At 60.1% G+C, this 15,920-nt stretch carries 14 protein-coding genes; 4 read left to right on the top strand and 10 right to left on the bottom strand.

Annotated elements, in window-relative coordinates; genetic code table 11:
* The first annotated feature begins 71 nt into the window (after positions 1–71).
* The 4 genes from QVZ43_RS07560 to QVZ43_RS07545 all read left to right on the top strand — a co-directional run bounded on the left by QVZ43_RS07560 (position 72) and on the right by QVZ43_RS07545 (position 4,043).
* Positions 72–1,502, top strand: coding sequence for a circularly permuted type 2 ATP-grasp protein (locus QVZ43_RS07560; protein ID WP_223795275.1), 1,431 nt, complete (start codon positions 72–74; stop codon positions 1,500–1,502).
* Positions 1,499–2,437, top strand: a complete 939-nt coding sequence (locus QVZ43_RS07555) for an alpha-E domain-containing protein (protein ID WP_223795274.1) — start codon at positions 1,499–1,501, stop codon at positions 2,435–2,437. The genes QVZ43_RS07560 and QVZ43_RS07555 overlap by 4 nt, the downstream gene beginning before the upstream one ends.
* Positions 2,437–3,219 (top strand): transglutaminase family protein, encoded by a 783-nt coding sequence (locus tag QVZ43_RS07550; RefSeq protein WP_302909436.1) that lies wholly within the window; start codon positions 2,437–2,439, stop codon positions 3,217–3,219. The genes QVZ43_RS07555 and QVZ43_RS07550 overlap by 1 nt, the downstream gene beginning before the upstream one ends.
* Positions 3,220–3,314: 95 nt before the next feature.
* Entirely contained in the window at positions 3,315–4,043 is a 729-nt protein-coding gene (locus QVZ43_RS07545; RefSeq protein WP_223795272.1) for a proteasome-type protease, read from the top strand.
* A gap of 21 nt (positions 4,044–4,064) precedes the next feature.
* Here the strand turns inward: QVZ43_RS07545 and QVZ43_RS07540 are convergent, their stop codons facing one another.
* The 10 genes from QVZ43_RS07540 to QVZ43_RS07495 all read right to left on the bottom strand — a co-directional run bounded on the left by QVZ43_RS07540 (position 4,065) and on the right by QVZ43_RS07495 (position 15,862).
* Positions 4,065–4,493 carry a DUF4399 domain-containing protein gene (locus tag QVZ43_RS07540; RefSeq protein ID WP_302909435.1) on the bottom strand — a complete coding sequence of 143 codons (429 nt, stop codon included), beginning with the start codon at positions 4,491–4,493 and terminating at the stop codon, positions 4,065–4,067.
* Positions 4,494–4,569: 76 nt separating this feature from the next.
* On the bottom strand, positions 4,570–5,076 hold the full coding sequence (locus QVZ43_RS07535) for a GNAT family N-acetyltransferase (protein WP_302909434.1): 507 nt from the start codon (positions 5,074–5,076) through the stop codon (positions 4,570–4,572).
* A 51-nt stretch (positions 5,077–5,127) separates the two neighbouring features.
* Entirely contained in the window at positions 5,128–6,102 is a 975-nt protein-coding gene (locus tag QVZ43_RS07530) for a DUF1295 domain-containing protein (RefSeq protein WP_302909433.1), read from the bottom strand.
* Positions 6,103–6,148: 46 nt separating this feature from the next.
* Positions 6,149–6,685, bottom strand: a complete 537-nt coding sequence (locus tag QVZ43_RS07525; RefSeq protein ID WP_302909432.1) for a DUF924 family protein — start codon at positions 6,683–6,685, stop codon at positions 6,149–6,151.
* Between the two features lie 35 nt (positions 6,686–6,720).
* Complete coding sequence (locus QVZ43_RS07520; protein WP_302909431.1) at positions 6,721–7,185, bottom strand: GNAT family N-acetyltransferase; 465 nt, start codon at positions 7,183–7,185, stop codon at positions 6,721–6,723.
* 181 nt (positions 7,186–7,366) lie between these two features.
* Positions 7,367–8,449, bottom strand: a complete 1,083-nt coding sequence (locus QVZ43_RS07515) for a lipocalin-like domain-containing protein (RefSeq protein ID WP_302909430.1) — start codon at positions 8,447–8,449, stop codon at positions 7,367–7,369.
* Positions 8,446–10,731: an FtsX-like permease family protein gene (locus QVZ43_RS07510; protein ID WP_302909429.1), complete on the bottom strand. Its 2,286-nt coding sequence runs from the start codon at positions 10,729–10,731 to the stop codon at positions 8,446–8,448. Before QVZ43_RS07510 ends, QVZ43_RS07515 begins: the two co-directional genes overlap by 4 nt.
* Positions 10,728–11,420, bottom strand: a complete 693-nt coding sequence (locus tag QVZ43_RS07505; protein WP_302909428.1) for an ABC transporter ATP-binding protein — start codon at positions 11,418–11,420, stop codon at positions 10,728–10,730. Before QVZ43_RS07505 ends, QVZ43_RS07510 begins: the two co-directional genes overlap by 4 nt.
* Positions 11,421–11,444: 24 nt before the next feature.
* Positions 11,445–14,627 carry an efflux RND transporter permease subunit gene (locus QVZ43_RS07500; protein WP_302909427.1) on the bottom strand — a complete coding sequence of 1,061 codons (3,183 nt, stop codon included), beginning with the start codon at positions 14,625–14,627 and terminating at the stop codon, positions 11,445–11,447.
* Positions 14,624–15,862, bottom strand: a complete 1,239-nt coding sequence (locus QVZ43_RS07495) for an efflux RND transporter periplasmic adaptor subunit (protein ID WP_223795262.1) — start codon at positions 15,860–15,862, stop codon at positions 14,624–14,626. The genes QVZ43_RS07500 and QVZ43_RS07495 overlap by 4 nt, the downstream gene beginning before the upstream one ends.
* Positions 15,863–15,920: the final 58 nt, after the last annotated feature.

The raw sequence follows: 15,920 nt of genomic DNA, 5'->3' as shown, positions 1-15,920 counted from the left end.
TGTTTAACAGGAAGCCCGCCGGTAACTGCGGAGGAAATGAACGAACACCGTCGAAGGAGACGCACGGAATCATGCATATACAGACACCGGCCCCCGGTTTGTATGACGAGTTGTTCGACGAGAACAACAGAGTCCGCCCCCACTGTCGCATGCTTGAGCAGTGGCTGGAAAAGTCCGACGAAGGCCTCATCGCCGAAAAACGCCGGGAAGCCAACGTGTTATTCCAGCGCCTGGGCATCACCTTTAATGTCTATGGCGAAGACCAGGGCGCTGACCGCCTGATTCCGTTTGACCTGATTCCCCGGATTATCTCTGCCAGTGACTGGCAAAAACTGCAGGCGGGCCTCAAGCAACGGGTCCACGCCCTCAACAAGTTCCTGTTCGACATCTACCACGACTACGACATCGTCAAAGCCGGCGTCATCAGTGCCGAGCAGGTCTTTGCCAATCCCCAGTACCAGCCGGGCATGCAGGCGCTGAAGCTGCCGCGCAATCTGTACTCTCATATCGCGGGCATTGACCTGATCCGCCACAACGATGGTGACTTTTACGTTCTGGAAGACAACCTGCGCTGCCCCAGCGGTGTCTCTTATATGCTGGAGAATCGCCGCATGATGATGCGGCTGTTTCCCGAACTGTTTGCCCACAGCTCGGTGGCACCGGTTGACCAGTACCCGAACCTGCTGGGCGAAACCCTGAGGGCCGCCTCACTCAAGCCGGACCCGACCGTGGTTGTCCTGACCCCGGGCCGGTTTAACAGCGCCTACTTCGAGCACGCGTTCCTGGCCCGACAAATGGGGGTGGAGCTGGTGGAAGGCGCCGACCTGTTCGTGCACCAGAACAAGGTGTATATGAAGACCACCGTTGGTCCCCAGCAGGTAGACGTCATCTACCGCCGGATTGACGACGATTTCCTCGATCCGCTGGCCGGCAACCCGCAATCCATGCTGGGCGTGCCTGGTCTGTACTCGGCGTACCGGACAGGCAACGTGGTGCTCACCAACGCCATGGGCACCGGCGTGGCGGACGACAAGTCCATCTACCCCTACGTGCCGGACATGATCCGCTTCTACCTCGACGAAGAACCCATACTGAAAAACGTGCCCACCTGGCAGTGCCGCAAGCAAAAGGACCTTCAGTACGTGCTGGATCATCTGGATGAACTGGTGGTGAAGGAGGCGCAGGGTGCCGGCGGATACGGCATGCTAATCGGCCCGACGGCCAGCAAGAAAGAAATCTCCGAGTTCCGCAGCTTGCTCAGGGCGCGCCCGGACGACTACATCGCCCAGCCCACGCTGAGTCTGTCCACCTGTCCGACCTTTGTTGACGAGGGCGTGGCCCCTCGCCATCTGGACCTGCGACCGTTCGTGCTGTCTGGCAAGAAAATCCAGATGGTTCCGGGCGGACTGACCCGGGTAGCCCTGAAAAAAGGATCCCTGGTGGTCAACTCGTCCCAGGGTGGCGGTACCAAAGACACATGGGTTCTGGAGGCCGACCTATGATGCTCAGTCGCTCTGCTTTCAGTCTGTTTTGGATGGCCCGCTACCTGGAGCGCGCAGAAAGCCAGGCCCGACTCCTGGACATGAGCCTGACCATGGCACTGATCGACGTACCAGAAGATCGGGTCGAACAGTTGTCGGTTCCCCTGCTGGTCTCTGGTGCGACCGAAACCTTTTACCAATTCCATCAGCAAATCACCCCGCAGAACCTGCTGGACTTCCTGGTACTGGATGAACGCCATCAATCCAGCCTCTTCAGCATGATTCGCAATGCCAGGGACAACGCCCTGCACGTGCGCGGCAACCTGTCTGCCGATGTGTGGGAAAGCGTCAACCAGGCCTGGCTCGACATGAAGGAACTGCGCAAGCAGGGCATCACCGAATCCAACGCCAGCCAGGTATTTGATTGGGTACGGGAACGCTCCCACATGTTCCGGGGCGCCGCCTATGGCACCCTGCTGCGTAACGATGCCTTTCACTTCCTTCGGCTGGGCACCCTTATGGAGCGGGCCGACACCACCGCCCGGGTACTCGACATCCGCTACGTTATGGCCATGAAGACCATGGACGAGAATTCCACCCAGTCGTTCTTCGAGTGGACTGCGGTGCTGCACTCGCTGGCCGCCTTCGAGGCCTACCAGAACACCTACGGGCACGAATTGGAGCCCATGAAAGTTGCTGAACTGCTCATCCTGAACCCGGATCTGCCCAGGTCCTTGCGCAGCTGCCTGAAAGATATTGCCCTGCTGCTGGAAGAGATAGAAGGCGAAACCGGACGCCGCTCCCGCCGAGCGGCCTCCAGCCTTGCTGCAAACCTGCGCTACGGCGACAAGGAGTACATCGCCGAACGGGGACTGCACGAGTATCTGGTGGACTTCCTCGACCGGATCGAAGGCATTACCAGCCAGATCCGCAACGACTTCATGGGGTGGAAATAATGAAACTGACGATTCACCACGAGACTCGTTACACCTACGAATCCCCCATCGAGGACAGCATCCAGTACATCCGGCTGACGCCCCGAACAACCCCCCAGCAACGCATTCACGACTGGAAACTGCGCACCCCGGGCGAAACCAGCCAGATGGTGGATGGCTTCGGCAACCTGGTCACCGTCATGACCCTGACCGACGCCGCCCCGGAAATCACCCTGGTGGCCGAGGGCGTGGTCGACCTGACCGGCAAGCCCCTGACCAGGGACGACTCCCCCTTCCCGCCCCAGGTGTTCCTGCGACAGACCGATCTCACCGACGCAGACGAGGCGCTCAAGGCCTTTGCCAATGAGTATTCGGCCAACAAGCGCAGTCTGGTAAAACTGATGACTCACTTGCGGGAACACATTTCGTTCATGCCCGGCGCCACCACGGTCACCCACACCGCTCGGGAAGCCTTCGAACTGGGCGCCGGCGTCTGCCAGGACCACACCCACATCTTCATCGCCTGCTGCCGCCACATAGGCGTGCCAGCCCGTTATGTGAGCGGTTACATACACTCGGCGGATGACGATCATGTGGCGACCCACGCCTGGGCCGAGGCCTGGATTGGCAGCAACTGGCACACTTTCGACGTGGTCAACACCCTGAACGTGGCGGAAAGTCACATCAAACTGGCCGTTGGTCTGGACTACCAGGACGCCGCGCCGGTGCGGGGTGTCCGAACGGGCGGCGGCACCGAGCAGATGGAAACCATTGCCCGGGTGATTCGCGCCAGCAGCCAGTAGGCCGATCGCACGAAGGGCATAAAAAAACACTCACACTTCGTCTGTGCTTGTGATTAGACTACGCTCGATAGACAGCGCGTACCCAGGAGTGCCGAATGACCTATTGCGTAGCTATGCGGCTGGACGAAGGACTGGTGTTCGCATCCGATACCCGGACCAACGCCGGCTTTGACCACATTGCCACCTTCCGCAAGATGCACCTGTTTGAGCAGCTGGGTGAACGCTCACTGGTGGTCCTGTCCGCAGGCAATCTGGCCACCAGCCAGAGCGTGGTTAAATTGCTCGAACGCAGGGCGGGCACCAACGAACCCAATATCCTGAACGCCGAAACCATGTTCGACGCCGCAGAACTTGTCGGCCAGACCATGCGCGAAGTGATCCAGCGGGACAACCCAGATGGCAAGATCAGCCACGTGGACTTCAGTTGTTCGCTGATCCTCGGCGGCCAGATCCAGGGTGACGGACACCGGCTGTTTAACATCTACCCGGAAGGCAACTTCATCGAAGCCACCGAAGAAACCCCCTACTTCCAGATTGGCGAATCGAAGTATGGCAAGCCGATCCTGGATCGCGTGGTCACGTACGACACTCCCCTCGATCGGGCGTATCAATGCGCGCTTATCTCCTTCGATTCCACCATGAAGAGCAACCTGTCGGTGGGGATGCCTCTGGACATCGCCATTTACCGGAAAGGCTCGCTACAGCCAAGCCTGATGCACCGGGTGGAAGAGGACTGCAAGTATTTCCAGGTGCTTCGCCAGCAATGGCATCACGGCATCCAGGATCTGTTTTCCGGTCTGACGCCGCCGCCGATGGAACTCTAGACCTCAACGGGCGGAGCTCACTCACTCGACGGTGATCGAGATCTGCTCAGAGGCCACCGGCGGATTGTGCGGCACATGCAGATGGTTCCCCAGCAGAAGCTGCAGTGTGTGCTCGCCGGGTGGCAGCGTGATTTCAGCCTCCGTCTGCCCACCACCAAAATGCTTGACCTGATCGGACGCTGGCAGTGGCTGGGTCAAATCCGACGGCATGTCGGAATCGATCAGCAAATGATGGTGTCCAGTGTTCTCTTTCTCCACACCCGCGGGCGCAACGCCAATATTCCGCAAGCCAAACACCACCTTGAAGGTGCCATCCACCGTTGCTCCGTCCATTGGCTGAATGAAATACGCTTCAGCATTTTCCGGCGCATCCGAAACCATACTCTCGGCGAGCGCACATAATGGCGCGACCAACAGAGCTGAAGCTAAGGTAAGTGCGATTTTGCCCATGTCTCATCCTCCATTTCATGAGTAGGAATTGAGTATAGAGGGCACAGGTCAAAGGGGTACTTCCGTTGGGGAATTTTTATCGGCGATAAACGTACAGGTTGTTCTGTGATCCATTCACTTCGGTCGTGCCGCTCAAACGAAAGCCGACACGCTTCAGTAGACGATTCGAACTCAGATTGTCCGGCAGGGTAACCGCCATGACGGTCTCCAGACCAGGATCCATCATTTCAGTCTGGAGAACCGCTTTCGCTGCTTCAAACGCATAACCTTTGCCACAAAACTCCGGCAAAAATGCAAAACCGAGGTCTGGATACTCCAACTGATCTCGTTTCAGCAGTCCGCACATGCCAATCGAGACGTCGGACCCTTTTAGCGTCACCAGATTCAGACCAAACCCCAACGCCTGATAGCTCAATAACGGGCCGTTTTTCAGGTAGGCAATGGCATCCGCTTGAGTGCGCACGTTTTTGTCCGCGATATAACGGATAAAAGACGCTTCGTTCAGCAACCGGAGGATAAAGCCGTCATCGTTCAGATCGAACTGCCGAATAACCAGTCGTTCGGTTTCACAAACAACGTTCATGACAGAGCGGGTGTCGGTGAAACACAAGCCATGACAGCAGATCCCCTCAGCCTAGTCACTGGATCCGCGCCGAGTGGTCACCTCGTCCAATCCGACCGGACTGGCATCCGCTTTCGGAAACCAGGGAAAGAACATGCTTGTTGTCTCCTGGTATTCCCGGTACTGCGGGCGCTTGCGAACCGAGTAGTATTCCGCCGGCTTGGCGCCAGTCAGATACACCAGGGTGATGTAGAGCATAATGGAGGCACACAGAGCGCCGACCCCAAGCACCAGCCAGACGAAGAACGATTCGGTGCCCTGCAGCGCCAGCCAGGAGGGTACTGTGGCGATCACCAGTCCGGTCCACACCAGCCATTCGGCAAAGTAGTTCGGGTGGCGGCTGTACTTCCAGAGCCCGACATTGCAGACCCCACCCTTGTTCTCGGACTTGGAAATGAACAGGAGCTTCTGGGTATCGGCGACGGTCTCAAGAATATAGGCAACCGCCCAAACCAGGATTCCGACAATCTCCCAGCCGGAAATCGAGGGGCTGGTATTGGTGGCGATCAAAAATCCCGGCAAGGCAAGAACGGACATGTTGGCAATACCCTGGGCCAGGATCTCGGCGAGCATGTGCATCCTGGCATGCCGGGCGCCGGTTTTCTCGAACATCATCTTGCGGTACTGGTAGCGGGGAAACTCCGTTTTGAAGATGACGCCAGTCGCCCTGCCCATAACCACGGCTCCCATACCCATCCGTAAGCCGATGAACAGGTAAACGGCTCCCACCGCAATCTTGCGCACAATATCGCCATCGGCGAACAGCAGCAGTTGCACACCAATCAGGGCCACGCCGAACGGCCAGGCGATGTCTACGTAAGACATCCGTCCCGTTCTCAGAAACGGAATACAGGCGACCACGATAAACAGCAGCATCTGAACAGCTGCGTTAACCAGCAGAAGATTTGTCAGGTCCTGGGAATGAGCGGACATCGCTACGCCCCAGATGAAAAGAAAGATAACGCTCAGAATGGTGCCGAAACTCATGGATCAGGTTCCCTTATTTTTATAATCAGCGCTGGGTGTCGGTGACCTAGAAGCTTGAATCAGGTTGTTTGAGAAACTCTATTTCTTCCGGTGTTGATGCGCGACCCAGGATGTTGTTTCTGTGCGGGTAACGACCAAACCGGTCGATGATTGCCTTGTGCTTGTACTCAAACTCCAGATTATTCCGGATACCCAGTTGCTCGTACAGTTTGACAGCTTCCACATGAATCAACTGAGATTCACTGTGCATAAACGGCAGGTAGAGAAAGCTGCGCTCCACCGGCGCCAGCTCCCGGTCAAAGCCCTTTGAGATTGCGACCTGGGCCAACCCCAGCGCCAGAGGATCATTGGCAAAGGATTCCGGCTTGTCCCGGTGGATATTGCGGGAAAACTGATCCAGAACGATGACCTCCGCAAGGCTACCCGAGGGTGTTTCACGCCATGGGAAAAGCTCACCCGCACTGGCCTGTGCATGCAACGCACCAAACCGGCGCTCAATCAGCGCATCCAGCTCCGCATCCTTTTGCCACCACTGCTCGGGTTTCAGCTCGGAAAACCAGAAGTCGATAATGTCCTGATACATGCGTGTTCTCCTCTAACTTAAATTCGACATGGGTATCAGGCAGATGGGGATGTTGCATCAGCAGGATTGCTGAGATCTTTCTCATACACGTTTGTCGTCTTCGTGAGCTCAAAGCCCATTGAGGGATAAAACTGGTGCGCCTCCGCACGCGTCACATTCGAGCGTACCACCACCCGTGGAAGCTCCAGAGCCCGCGACCATTGCTCAGCAGCGCTGACCAGAACCTTCCCTACGCCCGACCGCCTGAAGCCCGCCCTCACAACCAGCCCCGTAATCTCGGCGATATGACCTGTGCCGAGAGTTATGCGTTTCTCAACAGCAGCCCACCCCACAACAAGGTCACCAGAAAGGGCGACAAACAACTGGTTATTGGCGGAGTTATTCAAGGCATCGAGCCATTCCAGGGTCTCGTGTTCGCTTGCCTGATAGCCCCACTGGAGCACTAATTCGTGGATCCCCGTCAGATGTTCCCTACTGGCAGTCTGAATCGAAACGTCCATAGACACCCCAAGCCCCTGAACAGTGAGTTGGCCACGGCCTGTGTGATTCAGAATCTTCGATGAGTTCGTTATTTCGCAAAGACTCGACCAGACAGTCAACGCAAATGGTTTCAAAAACAGAACTCTAGCTAACCTTGTCCAGAGACGCTATGCATCCGCCCGATTTCCCTGAAAGGCGCATTTAATCCTTTGCCCCATCACGGGCATACCCCGTCAGTTCCATATACCCCACGCCCGAATGGCTGCCGTCCACGTCCACCGGGCTTTCCCAGTACGGGAACTGTCCCATATTCAGATAATTGCCAGGTCTGGCTTTCACCGACACGTCCACGCCATAGCCGGGCACCTGTAATCGCCAACGAACAGGGTGCCCGTGGCGGAATTCCTCGGGCTTCAGCTCCAAGGCATCCGGGCTCAGGGGAACGGGCTCCCCATCGGCCGGAAGCCAGGTTCCGGATTTGAATCCCCCTTCTTCCTCGCGAAGCTGGAAGGCCATCAGTTTGTCGCCGGAGTCCAGATGCAGGGCAAACCAGTCCCAGCCCTGCTGGCCGGTTTTCAGGAGCTGGCTGCTCCATTCCCGGTCGAACCAGCCCTTCCCGGACACGGGCACGATCTGCTCACCAAGGGTGAGCTGCCCCTCGAGGGCAATGTCCACCAGACTGAAATACATGGAGCCCTCGCCACTGGCGGACTTGGCACTGAACCCCCGATCCCCGTGGGCGACCGGATCGCCATTAATGGTCAGCGTGAGGTCGTACCCCCATTCCCGGGCATGAACGCTCAGGTGCCAAACACCCGGCTTTTGCTGCCGCAGTTGCCAGTTATCCAGCCAGACACGGAGCGGTTCCGGTTCGGCCCCGGCGTGGCCCACATCGCCCCGGGCCAGCTTTTCGGCAAAGCGATGCTCTCCACCAAGACTGATCGCAGCGTGAGCCATCCAGGCAGCATCCAGTGTCCAGCTGCTTGGTTCCGGCGATGGTATCTCGGGCGATCGGGGCTGAATTGCCTGCCGGAACTGGGTCCACTGCAGGCCAACGGGCTTGCCGTCACCCGTTTTCAGATTGGCGGTCAGGTACCACCATTCAATGCGGTGCTGGGTATGAGGGCCATAATCCTCCGGAAAGACCAACGTATCTCCGGGCCGGGGTTGCAGATACGCACTGGCATCGGCAGGTTCAGCCAGGCCGGCAAAGCCCTGGTTGGTGGTGTCGTCCGAACACCCTGCCAGCAGCAGGAAACCACTCAACAGCAGTACCAGCCTCATCGCTCCCCTCCGGTCACGTCACTGGCGGACAAGGGCCGACTGTGGGCGTGGTGCAACTGCCAGCGCATCAGCCCCGCAATGCTCAGGCCAATCAACAGGCTGAGCACGCCCAGCTCCAGCCAGAAGCCTGGATAAACAGCCATGGGCAATGACCAGCCAAACGCCACGGGATTGATGCGTTGCACCAGCACCCAGGTCAGCCAGATACCAAGTGGCAAGGCCAGCAAAACGATGCCACCGGTCAGACCAACGGCCAGCCGGGCAAGGCGGAAGGTGACCTCACGCTGGCCCAGGCCCCACACGGTCAATAGCTGGTAATACCAGGCCCGCGTGGAGAAGAAGACCCAGCCCATGATCAACAGGGATACGGCGGCCAACAGCAGCGTTACGAACGTGATCAGACGGGTGAGCAGGAAGGTCTGGTCAAACACCTCGTGGGCCAGGGTTTTGATACGGCCATTGTCACGGATGACGACATCCTCCACCTGCCAGACAGTTTTCAATCCTCGTTCCAACTCATGCAAGCGTGCCGGGGCAAGGCTGACGGAAAGGCTTTCAAACGCAGCCGAAAACGTATCCGGCAACCGATCCATGGGCAGGAGTACTTCCCCCGCCGGTCGGCCGTAGTCAGCGTAGATCGCCAGTACCGACAGGGTCACGGTTTGGTCACCCCACGCCAGGCTCAAGGTATCGCCAACGGACACAGCTTCCCGCATCGCCAACTGCTCGTTCACCATCAGCCCCTCGCCCCGGCTGAACGCGGCCCAGGGGGCATCAGTGGCGTCCAGAAATTGCCACTGATGCAGCGTTTCACTGACAGGGCCGACCGAAAACACATCGATGCCCCGCGGCTTGCCTTGCTCCGGCAACGCAAGTTCCGTCCGCCCCCGTACCACCCGATGCCAGGCGCCGGGTTCAACCAGATCCGGTCGCGACGCCAGCCAGCTTGCGGCGCTGGTACTGTCTGCCGAGGGCGGCACTTCCACGTAATAGTCCGCAGCCAGCCGCTGGGACAACCAGTCATCAAAGGTGGATTCGAACACAGTCACCAGAGCCTGAACCGCCAGCACCAGTGCCAGCGCAAACTGTAATGCCACCAGGGGAAAAGCCAGGCGCCGGGCCAGCACATCCAGCTCCGCGTATTGCCAGAGGTTCAGAGGATCGGTCGCCGAACGTGCCCGCCAGCGGGCGATGCCGGCAACCATGCCCGGGGCCAGGAATCCGGCTCCCAGAAACACAAGCCCCACGGCCAGGAAGACCACCGGGAGGGATTTACCGGCCCAGACCAGCCCGAGACCCAGAACAAGAACACCAGCGGCGATCGGAACCTGTCGTTGTTTCAGGCTGTCAGAAACAGAGGTGAGCCGGGGTGCAAGCTCATCCAGCAGGCACACCCCCAGCACCACCCCGGCCATCACCAGCGCGATACTCAGCCAGTGATTACCCTGGCCGGCATAGACGGGTGTATCGAACAGAGACGCCATGGCCTGGCCAAAGCCGCCCGCCAGGCCATTCGCCAGCCACAGCCCCAGTGCCACGCCGGGTAGCACGCAGACCAGGGCGAGGGTGAGGGTCTCCAGAAACAGCCCAAGTCGGATCGAGGAATGAGGTACTCCGTAGCGAAACAGCAGCGCGAAGCTGGCACGGCGCTGGGCCATGCCCAACTGGTGAACGCTGCGCAGCAGCAGGGCGGTGATCAGCAGCACCAGCACGGCCAGGGCATCCAGGTTTAACAGGAAGCTCTCTCCCAGCTCGCCGGTCTCCGGGCCTGTGGAAAAGTCCGTCAGCCGGTACCCCTGGGACAGGTTGGCCGGCGATATCGAATCGGCGCCGATCAGGTACAGCCGCTCCGCTGCTTCGGGTTCGGTTCGAGCCAGCGAGGCAGCCTCGCCAATGTCCATAAATGGCTGACCATCGAGTGGACTGCCCTGAAGAGCACCGGGCACCGTGTCATCGGCAAAGCAGGCGACCGACAGGGGATCGATCCCAACAATACGCCCGGCCCGGGTGGATGAGTCCACCTCCAGCCAGGGCATCACGCAGGCACCGTCGCGCCGCAGGGTCACGAAGTCTTCAACGGTAACGGGTTGTCCATCGGCTCGCTGAACCTGATACCGCGTACCGAGGGCCTGCTCGCTCTGGCCCAAACTGGTGCGCGCCTGGGCGGTCAACTGGCTGACCGCACTCCATAACATGGTGGCGACCAGAATCATGATCACCAGGGCCAGCAGCTGAAAGGGGTGGCGTCGGTAATGCAGAATCTGCGCGAGGAAGGGATTCATTGGCAATCAGACTGTCGACCCGGATGGGCCAGGTCAAGCCGCTGGCCGCATCGGGCCGCCAACTCGGGATCGTGAGTGGCAAGCACTAGGGCACAACCGGTTTCCTGCCGGAGCCGGAACAACTGGTCGGCAACCTCATCGGCGGTGTGCCGGTCCAGGCTGCCGGTCGGCTCATCGGCAAGAATCACCTCCGGCTGCATGGCAAACACCATCGCCAGCGCCGCCCGCTGGCGCTGTCCACCAGACACCTGATCCGGATAGCGATGTTCAAGGCCCGCAAGCCCGAGACGATTGAGCCACTCGGGACCCTGACCGTCCGGTTGCCCGGCCAGGCTGGCTCGCAGCCGGACGTTTTGAAGCAGGGTGAGTGCTGGCATCAGGTTAGCGTCCTGAAACACCACCCCCAGAGACTGGCGTCGAAGGCCGGCCCACTGCCCTGGCTGTTCCTTCGGGCTGTCGCCGGCAGCGCCAACCCGATGTCCGCCCACCCAGATCTCGCCCTCGTCCGGGCGTTCTAGGCCACACAAAAGGTTCAGCAGAGTGCTTTTGCCGGAACCGGAACGTCCCATCAGCGCCAGGGATTCACCCGCCTTGAGCAACAGGGACACACCGCAAAACACCGGCACCGGCTCGCCACCACTGATAAATTGTTTGCTCAGGCCCGAGGCCTGAAGGGCCACATCCGGCATGATCGCATCCCGTTATTGCTCGGCTCAGTCCTCCGCGCCGAGAGGTCTGATGTCGGTGCCCCGTCGTTCAGCCCACCATTCCCGGGCCTGTTCCAGCCAGGACAACAGGGCCGGTATTACCAGCAAGACCAGCAGGGTCGATAACCCGAGTCCAAAGGCAATGGACGTGGCCATGGGAATCAGGAACTGCGCCTGCAACGAGGTTTCGAACAACAACGGCAACAAACCACCAATGGTGGTCAGTGAGGTTAGCATCACCGCTCGCACCCTCTGCACGGCAGCCTCGTTGAGAGCGTCCTGGATATCCAACCCCTTCTGTCGCTGCTGGTTGTAGAAAGCTACGAGGATAATCGCGTTATTGACCACAATCCCGGACAGGCCGAACAGCCCGAACAGGGACAGGATGGTCAGCTGCAGCCCCATCAGCCAGTGGCCCAGCAGCGCACCCACCAACGCGAACGGGATAATCGCCATGACGATCAACGGCAGGCTCCAGGAGGCAAACACCCAGGCCAGCACCACGTACATCAGGCCCAGACCAATCATCAGCCCGGTTTTCATATCGCTCAGGGTTTCGCGCTGATCCGCCGCCCGGCCCTCGAAGCTGTAACGCACGTTGTAGCGGCTGGCGATGTCGGGCAGCGCTTCCGCCTGCAGGCTTTCGAGGATCTGATCGGTCGTGCTGACCCGGGTGTTCAGGCTGGAGGTCACTTCAATGGCCAGTTTGCCGTCAGCGTGGCGAAGGGCCTGGAAGCCTTGGCGATGATCCAGGTTCATTACCTGAGTCAGTGGTACAAACCGGCCATCCTGGACCCGCACCACCATGCGGGAGAGTGTGGACAGGCGTTCCCGCTGGGATTGTGGCAACTGCACCCGGACTTCCACTTCATCCCGCCCATCCTGATAGATCTGGGCGATTCGGCCATCAAACGCCGCACGTAACTGGCGGCCCAGATCGGCGGTTGTCAGGCCCAGAGCCTCGCCATAGGCACTGACCTGGTAGATCAGCTGCTCACGGCCCCAGGGCATGTCATCTTCCACATCCAGCACGCCCGGCAAGGTGCCGAGGGCCTGGGACAGTTCATCGGCGGCTGCTTTCAGGGTTTCAGGATCGTTTCCGGTCAGGCGAACATTCACGTCCCGCCCCGGCGGCCCCGCCTGCCGTTCTGAAATGCTGAGATTATCGAGCCCCGCCGGGAGCGTCAGGCGACTGCGCCACTCGTTAATGAATTCCGGGTTACGCACGGAACGCCGGTCCGAGGGCACCAGTTCCAGCATCATGGCCCCCAGCTCTTCGCCGTTACGGGATCGTCCCTCCGACCCAAGGGTAGCGCCATGCGTGGTGATGGCGTGCAGAATCAGATTGCCACCCAGGGCCTCTTCGGTTTCATTCAGGGTCCGGCGCATGTCTTCCAGGAAGACATCCACCGTTCGTTCATCGGTGCCGGACACGAAGCTGACATTGGCGTACAGGATCGACGGCTCCGGTGTGGGGAAGAAGTTAAAGCCCAGGCGGCCGCCCGCCAGCAGGCCCACCGTCAGAATCGCCAGCGCCAGGGCGCCGGCCAGGGTAACGCCCCGATGTTCGAGACTGTAACGGGAAATGTCCCGGAACCGGCCTTGCCGGAAGCGATCGAAGCGTTTCTCAAAGCCCAAGCGGAAACGCTCGATGGGGTGCGGGCTCTTTGCCGGCAAGGCGGCCGACTCCTGCTCCTCGCCCTTGTGCTTGCCTTTATCCTTCTTGACAAAGGCATGGCGCAGATGCGCCGGCAGAACGATGAAGCATTCCAACAGGGACGCCACCAACACACAGATCATCACGGTGGGTATGTCGGACAGGATATTTCCGATGATACCGCCTACCACCAGCAGCGGCATGAAGGCAGCAACTGTGGTCAGCGACGAGGCCAGAACCGGCCAGACCATACGCTTGGCCGCCCCCTCTGAAGCATAGATGGACTCTTCCCCCATTCGGGCATGGGCGTCGGCGTCCTCCCCCACCACGATGGCGTCGTCGACGATCACCCCCAGCGCCATGATCAGGGCAAACAGGGAGATCATGTTGATGGAGCCGCCAATGCCCCACAACACCGCCATGGCGGCCAGAAACGCGGTGGGGATACCAATGGCGACCCACAGGGCGACACGCCCCGGCAAAAACAGGTACAGCAGAAAGATGACCAGTACCAGACCGCCCAGGCCGTTGGTTACCAGCAGGGAAATGCGGTCGTTCAGCAGCTGCCAGGTCTGGTCGTAGACTTCCAGCTCCATGGTCGGCGGCAGCGTTGGACGGGTCTCCTCCAGCCAGTCTTCGAGTGCCTGTGCCGCCGCCAGGGAGTTACCATTTTCCGCTCGCTGAAGCTGTAGCTCCACCGCCGGGTGGCCGTCCCGGCTCAGGGTAATCTGGTCATCCCGGGCTTCCTGCCGGATGATCGCAATATCCCCCAGCCGAAGCTGAATACGTTCTCCACTGACCACGGGAATATTTTCAAAGGCCTGGGCAGTGCGCCGCTGCTCAACCGCACGTAGTTCACGGGTGGCATCCTGCTGAGCCATCAGACCCGCAGGCAGATCCCGGGAAATCGACGCCACCCGATCGGCAATTTGTTCCAGTGAAAGGCCCAGGGCCTCCATCCTCTCCACAGGCACGTCGATGCTGACCTGTTGCTCCGGCAACCCGACGATCTCCACTCGGTCGATGCCCCGTTCCAGCAGTTCATCTTCGAAGCGATAGGCCAGGTCACGCAGCTCCCGGCGGTTCACATCGCCATGCAGCAACATCCGGGCGACTGGCTCGTAGCGCTGCACCCGAACCACCTCCGGTTCTTCCGCATCCGCCGGCAGGTTGGTGAATTCATCCACCTGCTGGCTGACATCGTCCAGCGCGGTGATGGGGTCCGTGCCCTCGTAAAACTCCAGCGTGATGGAGGAAATGCTCTGGGCCGAGGTGGAGGTCATCCTCTTCAGACCATCCACGCTGCGCAGGCGCTGTTCCAGCGGGTCTGTGATGCCCTGCTCCACGTCTTCCGCCGAAGCGCCGCTCCACACCACCCTCACAGTGACCACGTCCAGTGCAAACGTGGGGAAGAACTGGATATTCATCCGGCTCAGCGCCAGAAACCCACCCAGCAGCAGCATCAACATCACCAGATTGGCCGCCACCCGGTGGTGAACAAAGAAACCGATGACTCCCTTCTTGCGCCTCACTGATCGGCTCCTTCGGCGGCATCCACGGGCTCAACCTTGAGACCGGTCAGGGCGTTGGGCAGGTGCGTGGTCACCAGGCGGGTGCCCCGGGTCAATTCCTCGCCGGCCACCAGCAGCCAGCGCTCCCCATTGGAGCCCATGGCTTCGCCGATTCGCTCTATGTCGACCCGGCGCATCCGGTCTTCCTCGTTCACCAGGTACACCGAATCAGCACCGTACAGTGCTGCGAAGGGAATGGTCACCGAGTCGTCCCGCTCCGGCCGCTCCAGATTCACCGGCAACAGCTCGCCCGGCCTTAATCCGGAAGGATCGCCAGCCTGAATAAGGATGGCTTCCGTGCCGGCCGGGTCGGCAATACCGGAAAAACGGTCCAACTCAAATCGATGCCCCCCTTTACTGCTGGCCATCAGGGTGTCGCCGCGGCTGAGCGCGCCCTGCAGTTCCGGGATGTAGCGGGCCGGCACCCGGGCTCGCAGCTCCAGGCCTTCCAGCGGGTACAGGGACAACAGCACCTGGTTTCGGGCCACCTGGTCCCCCGGGGCGACCTGCACATCCGTCACCACGCCATCGAACGGGGCGGTCATCCGGGCGCGTTCGGCGTCCCGCCGGGTGGTGGCCAGATTAGCTTCAGCCTGGGCCAGACGGGCCTCCAGACTGAGAACCCGGGCGGGATGATCGGCAATGTTCTGTTCCCGGGCGGCAACTGTCAGCTCGGCCCGGGCCAGGGCGTCGGTAGCAGTGTCCAGGTTTTCCTGCGAGGCGAGATTGCGCTTCACCAGTGACTGGGTACGCTCGAACTGCCGGCGGGCGTTATCCCGGATAGCTCGCTCGCTTTTCACCGCCGTCAGATCAGTCTGGTAACGAACCTCTTCGGATTTGAGCTGGGCCTGCAGGTCGGCCACCTGGGCTTCGGCCTGGGCAACCTTGGGCCGGATGTCGGCTTCCGCCAGGGCAATCAGTAAATCGCCTGCCTGCACCTGCTGACCCTCAACCACCGGCCGGTCCTCAATACGCCCTTCCAGCGCTGCGGTCACAGTAATGCTTTCCGGCGCCACCACCTGACCATACAGAGGCAGCACGGGTGTATGGGTCCCCGGCTCCACAGCCTGCACGGTCACCCGCCAGCTCCGTTCGGTGGCAGTGACTTCCGCCGGTTCGGGACGGGTCATTCGCAGCAGTGCGTACCCGGCAATACCAATAGCAAGAATGATCAGGGGTAGGAATCGTTTGGACATTACTCTGCAGCCGGTTAGGGTTATTGGTTTCGGCCCGGCTAAGGGCAAAAATTTACTA

The organism is Marinobacter suaedae, from assembly GCF_030519635.1.
GTDB classification, from domain to species: Bacteria; Pseudomonadota; Gammaproteobacteria; order Pseudomonadales; family Oleiphilaceae; genus Marinobacter; species Marinobacter suaedae.
Note: the sequence above shows the minus strand (reverse complement) of the source record. Positions and strands in the feature narration are given on the sequence as shown.

Excerpts from the sequence above, each read along its gene's own strand:
- QVZ43_RS07560 (WP_223795275.1), top strand. The coding sequence starts at position 72 with ATGCATATACAGACACCGGCCCCCGGTTTGTATGACGAGTTGTTCGAC.
- QVZ43_RS07515 (WP_302909430.1), bottom strand. The coding sequence starts at position 8,449 with ATGAGGCTGGTACTGCTGTTGAGTGGTTTCCTGCTGCTGGCAGGGTGT.
- QVZ43_RS07510 (WP_302909429.1), bottom strand. The coding sequence starts at position 10,731 with ATGAATCCCTTCCTCGCGCAGATTCTGCATTACCGACGCCACCCCTTT.
- QVZ43_RS07555 (WP_223795274.1), top strand. The coding sequence starts at position 1,499 with ATGATGCTCAGTCGCTCTGCTTTCAGTCTGTTTTGGATGGCCCGCTAC.
- QVZ43_RS07540 (WP_302909435.1), bottom strand. The coding sequence starts at position 4,493 with ATGGGCAAAATCGCACTTACCTTAGCTTCAGCTCTGTTGGTCGCGCCA.
- QVZ43_RS07525 (WP_302909432.1), bottom strand. The coding sequence starts at position 6,685 with ATGTATCAGGACATTATCGACTTCTGGTTTTCCGAGCTGAAACCCGAG.
- QVZ43_RS07545 (WP_223795272.1), top strand. The coding sequence starts at position 3,315 with ATGACCTATTGCGTAGCTATGCGGCTGGACGAAGGACTGGTGTTCGCA.
- QVZ43_RS07520 (WP_302909431.1), bottom strand. The coding sequence starts at position 7,185 with ATGGACGTTTCGATTCAGACTGCCAGTAGGGAACATCTGACGGGGATC.
- QVZ43_RS07535 (WP_302909434.1), bottom strand. The coding sequence starts at position 5,076 with ATGAACGTTGTTTGTGAAACCGAACGACTGGTTATTCGGCAGTTCGAT.
- QVZ43_RS07505 (WP_302909428.1), bottom strand. The coding sequence starts at position 11,420 with ATGCCGGATGTGGCCCTTCAGGCCTCGGGCCTGAGCAAACAATTTATC.
- QVZ43_RS07495 (WP_223795262.1), bottom strand. The coding sequence starts at position 15,862 with ATGTCCAAACGATTCCTACCCCTGATCATTCTTGCTATTGGTATTGCC.
- QVZ43_RS07550 (WP_302909436.1), top strand. The coding sequence starts at position 2,437 with ATGAAACTGACGATTCACCACGAGACTCGTTACACCTACGAATCCCCC.
- QVZ43_RS07530 (WP_302909433.1), bottom strand. The coding sequence starts at position 6,102 with ATGAGTTTCGGCACCATTCTGAGCGTTATCTTTCTTTTCATCTGGGGC.